This window comes from bacterium (genome assembly GCA_021372515.1).
Lineage (GTDB): Bacteria > Gemmatimonadota > Glassbacteria > GWA2-58-10 > GWA2-58-10 > JAJFUG01.
Genome location: JAJFUG010000124.1, coordinates 1 through 5,103, shown reverse-complemented (window position 1 = coordinate 5,103; position 5,103 = coordinate 1). Strand labels below are relative to the sequence as shown.

Sequence of the window (5,103 nt, the reverse complement as noted above, 5' to 3'; positions counted from 1 at the left end):
TTCATCGCCTTGGGCGGCTCGGTCAGCTTGTGGTCGGCGCCGGCCAGCTTGACAAAGGCCACGTCCAGGGTCTCGCCCGGCCAGGTGGAGACGAACTTGACATCCTGCACCGTTGCGGACTTGAAATTGCTGGCGTCGCTGCGCGGGATGACCGTGAAAAGACCGGAGCCCGGACGGTTCCAGATCTTGCCGCTCGCGGCTGTGGGCAGGCTGAACTCGTTGCCGGTGGCCGGGTCGTAGTTCTTGTCGTACGGCACCAGGGCGTACCAGACCTTGAGGCCGTTACGCATGCGGAACTTGCCCACGTCATCGTTCAGGCGGTCGACATAGTAGAACCCGAGGTTCTTGTCCGTGACGCTGGACTGGTAGATCAGTTCGGAGTGCGTGTCACTCGGCCCGACGAAGCTGCGATAGAGTCGGAAACCCTCGAAATCGTACTCGCGGTACACGTGCTCGGGATCGAGGTCCGGGTTGTGCTGCAGGAAGTAGTAGTAGGCGTCCGGCACGTAGAGGTTCGCATCGTTCCAGGTGATCGTGACCTGACGGTCGCCGGGGATGATGGTCATGGCCGGCGGGACTGGGGTCTCGGGCAGCACGTAGTCGCCGCCCGCCACTGCCAGGGCCACATCGGCATAGGTTTCCAGGGGCTTGCAGGCCGCCTGCATGCCCGGGTCGTCCATGTTGGCGATGTCGCGCGGCGGCATGGCGTAGGCCTTGCCCGCGGCCACCGGGCACCACATGTAGACGAAATCGAAGCTCACCGTGTCGCGCGGCGTGATGTCGTGCAGGATGCCGAACGCGGTGTAGTGACGGTACGAGTCGGCTCCCCAGAGCCACTGGTTGTAGCGGGCGTCATCCGGATCCAGACGGCCCGGGAACCCGAACATCGGCTTACCGGTGAACGGATTGGTGATGCCGGGGAACAGTTCACGGATCTGGTTGATGTCGCCCAGTTGCCAGCGGTAGCCCATGCCGCGTGGGAATCCGCCCACCATCACGTCCTGCGAAGCGTTGAACCCGTAGTCCTCGGACTGCAGGTTGAAATTGGTCAGATGCATGGTCTCGCCGTTGTGGCTCGGATAGCGGGTCATCATCTGGCCGATTATCGGGGCTTCCTTGGGCGTGAACGCCGGCTCGATGCCGGCGATCTGGTAGAAGCCGGTGATCTGGCGCGCGGGATGGTAAATCCAGCCCGGGTACTCGGTGCCGGCCTGCAGGGTGTGCACGCAGCTGGCGATAGTCATCTCGACCCAGGTGAAACCGTCCGGCGCCTGCTTGGCCCGGGTGCTGAACTGCGGTGACTCGTTGTACTGCACGTACTCGGACATGTTGCGCAGGAACGCCCGGCCGTAGACCATATTGTTGCTCTCGGCGAAGTTCAGGAAATAGAACGACTGTTCCAGAGAGCCGCCCAGGGGCTGGGCGAAATTGGTGCGCCAGGAATCGGTGCGCAGCACGGAGATGGTCTCGGCGCCGTGGAAAATCGGCGCTCCGTCCATCGACCGTCCGCTGCGGAACTCGGGCGGCCAGGCGGCCACGTCCTCGGCGTCCAGTGAGCTGTAGACCCGGGTGACCTCGAGGCGGCGTGCGGCCTGGCTCATCCGCTCGCCGCTGTTAACCAGGCTCATGATCAGGTCGCGCTGCTCCAGGCTGCCCACCCCGGCGTCGAACGTCCAGCCGCGGCCCTCGAAGAACGTGGTGTCCTCGCACAGCCCGTCGCCGTTGAGATCGAACACGGCCGAGGGGCCCCAGCCCCAGCCCCAGCAGAAAAAGATGTTGCTCGAGCCCCGTGGGAACTGGTGATAGTATTCGGGCTCGCCATAGGCGCCGCCGTAGAGGGCGTTGCGCCAGTTCATGCCGACCACCACTCCCACATTGTTGCCTTCGGCACGCTTGAGTGCTTTCATTTCACCGAGGGCGCTGCCGGCCGCCATTAGCAGCAGGACAGCCAGGAGCAGGCCGGTCAAATGTCTTGCCTTTGTTTTCATCATCAGATATCTCCTGAAATGACTCCACTGATTCAGACTCGTACTCCGGCCCGGCGGACCGGATCAGAAGGAGAATTCAGCTCCCAGACGGATCTGCCTGGCAGTTCCCCAGGCTTCCTTGTCCATGGTCGAGAGCAGCACCGACTCGGCGATCTCACCCTTGGTCGCTTCCATCACGGACAGAATGCCGTCCCCGTTGAAATCGGCGTTGAACCGCACCCGGTCGCCCTGCGAAATCGAAGGGTCATCCCAGTTCCAGTCCACACCGCCGGTTATGTGGCTGTTGTCCTCGTAGGACAGGCCCTTGGGATACGGGGTGTTGAACTTGCGGTTCAGGGCGTTGAAAATCTCGCAGAACAGGCTCACCCGACGGGTGCCGCCCAGACTTAGATTCTTCGACATACGCAGGTCGAGGTTCTGGCTCCAGCGATCACGGAAGAAGTTCACGCCGCCGATGGGCTTGCCGTTGCGCCGGGTCAGCCAGGTGACGTTATCGTGGGCGTTGTGGCCGTAGCTGCCGCCGAACCAGTTGATGTAGTCGGTCATCGGAGCGCCGCTGGCCAGGGTGTAGATTGCGTTCAGACGGATGTCCTTGAGCAGCATCCCGAGCGTGGTCCCGCTCCTGAAATCCTGCGGCACCAGATAGCTAAAATTGGCCGTGATCGCATGGGTGCGGTCACCGTCGATCGGGCGCAGTTCATCGGGCGGGGTGAACACCTCGCCGGTGGAGTTATCCAGGAAGTTGTTCAGATAGGAGGTCGAATTGATCTGGCTGCCCGTGGTGCGGCTGAACTGCAGCGTATAGATCAGGTTGACCGAATAGTTGTTGGCGAACTTGCGCTTGAGGGTGAAATCCACACCCTTGATGTTGCCGTTGTCGCGGTTGGAGTAACCCCTGGCCGAGGCGCGGATACGGCGCTCGCTGTGGGTCTCGTAGTAATCGCGGAAAAACGAGCGGCTGGCCACGTTGCCGTCGATGTCACGGTAGTAGGTAACCATGTCCAGCACCATGTCCTCGTTAAGCAGGTAGCTCAGGCCGGCCTCGAACGCGTCCGTGCGCGAATACTCCAGGCCGCCGGGGTTGGAGCCGTCGAAGATATAGGTCAGGCTGGGCAGCTGGGTGAATGCGCCGTAGGAGAAACGCAACTGCGACTTGTCGGTGACCGGGAACGCCACATCGAAGCGCGGCGAAATCTCATCCACGACCTTGGGGAAATAGTCCTGCCCGTACTGGTCGCCGTTGCGGAAACCCCAGTTGTCGACAGGGTCGAAACGGTCATAGCGCAGGCCGTAGTCGATGACGAAATCACCCAGGTCGGTACGGTTCTGCACGTAGAAGGCCAGCATGTTCGGCTGGTAGTTGAACTCGTTGTCCAGGTTGCGCAGCGGGGTCATGTAATCGGTATTGAACATCATGTTGTCGAAACTGGTGTATTGTATACCGACCTTGGCGCGGTTGTGACGGTTGATCTGGAAGTCGAAATCGGTCTTCACGTTCTTCTGGTGCTCGCGCTGGTAGCGGTAGGTGAGGTAATACAGCCAGTCATCGTAATGGGTCGAGAACGGAGTGGCCCAGGAGTAATCCAGCTTCCAGCCGGTCACACCGTCCGGGAACAGCTTGACATTCGCATCGTACTGCCACTCGCGTCCGGGATAGTTCTCCATCTCGAACGGGACATCGTGCGGGTCCCAGCCCAGGAACGTGTTGTCGTGCTTGTAGTTGACTTTGGGGTCGGAGCTGTTGATGTCCTGCGTCTCGAAATTGCTGAAACGGAACTGCAGGGCCGCGCTACGCGTGGTCGACTTGTAGAATTCCCAGTCCGCGCCGGCCAGGATATTGGAGGTGCGGGTACGGCGGGCGTAGCTCTGCGGAACGTAGACCTCCTGCGCTCCGCCATAGCGGCCGTCCCAGTCTGCCAGAGGCATGGTCTCGCGCGTGGCAATCCCGTCCATGAAATAGTTGCCCGTGTTGCGCGAGGGATAGGCATGCTGGTTGCGCGAGAAATTGGCGCTGCCGATCAGCTTGAGGCCCGGGATGGGAGAATCGGTCAGCTTGCCCGAGATCAGGGTGCGGTCCCCCCAGTCGCCGGGCTGACGGACCGGGTTCGGAGGCGACCAGAGCGCGGCGCTCTCACCGGTCTTGGCGGCGTAGGCCTCGCGCGCCACCTTGAACTCCTCCAGCGTGTAAGCCGGCAACTGCTGGCCGAGCACGGGGTCGTTCCGCACCGCGTCGTTCAGGTGGTCGACAAAGTCCTGGTTTATGCCGCGGAAACCCTCATCCGCGTGGGTCGGGTTGCGTTCGGCCTGGCCCTGGATTTCTGCCGAGCCGTGAAAATACATGTTCGGGATGAGCTTAACCGGGCCGCCCAGGCTGGCCTGGAGCTGGTTGTAGCCGTAGTCCGAGGTGCGGGGATTGGCCTGATCGGAGGTCATACGGACCCGGCCGCGGTAATCCGGGCCGCCCTCGGTGGTGACGATGTTGATGATACCGGACTGGGCGTTGCCGTACTCGGCCTGGAACCCGCCGGTGATGATATCCACTTCCTCGACCGAACTGGTGGAGAATTCCAGCGGGGTGGTGTCCTCACCCAGGCTGCCCAGTTCCTGGTCCCAGATCCAGCCCAGGCCGCTGCGGAACGGATCGGCGGTGTAGTTGCGCGCGATCAGCCCATCCACCACCATCGCCTCCTCGCCCACGCGTCCGCCGCGGATACGCAGGCCGCGGTCCAGTCCGCCAATGCCACCGACCTGCACGCCCGGCTCCATCAGCAACATGTCCTCGAGCTTGGTGGCCGGTGTGGCCGAGATGGACTCGGAGGTCATGCGGCTCTTGGAGACCGTGTTGTCACGGGGCATCAGCACTTCACTCTGCCCCTCCACCACGATACCTTCCATCTCCACTACCGCCGTGTTGAGTTCGGCGCTGACCGTGGTGGTCTGGCCGGCCAGGATCAACTGGTTGGCCACGGTGATTTTCTGGTAGCCGGTGTAGGTGAAAGTGATCGAGCGCCGTCCGGGCGGCACGTTCAGAATGAAATAGTACCCGTCGTTGTTGGTCACATTACCCAGACGTGTGCCCTCGCAGGTCACCTGCACTCCGGCCAGGGGCTGGCCG

At 62.2% G+C, this 5,103-nt stretch carries 2 protein-coding genes; both read right to left on the bottom strand.

Annotated features, from left to right (window positions below; all coding sequences use genetic code 11):
• Positions 1-1,991, bottom strand: a 1,991-nt coding sequence (locus LLH00_12360; protein ID MCE5272060.1) for a hypothetical protein, incomplete at its 3' end; no start/stop codon positions are given.
• Positions 1,992-2,051: 60 nt separating this feature from the next.
• Positions 2,052-5,103 (bottom strand): TonB-dependent receptor (locus LLH00_12355; protein ID MCE5272059.1); only part of this gene is annotated, 3,052 nt, incomplete at its 5' end.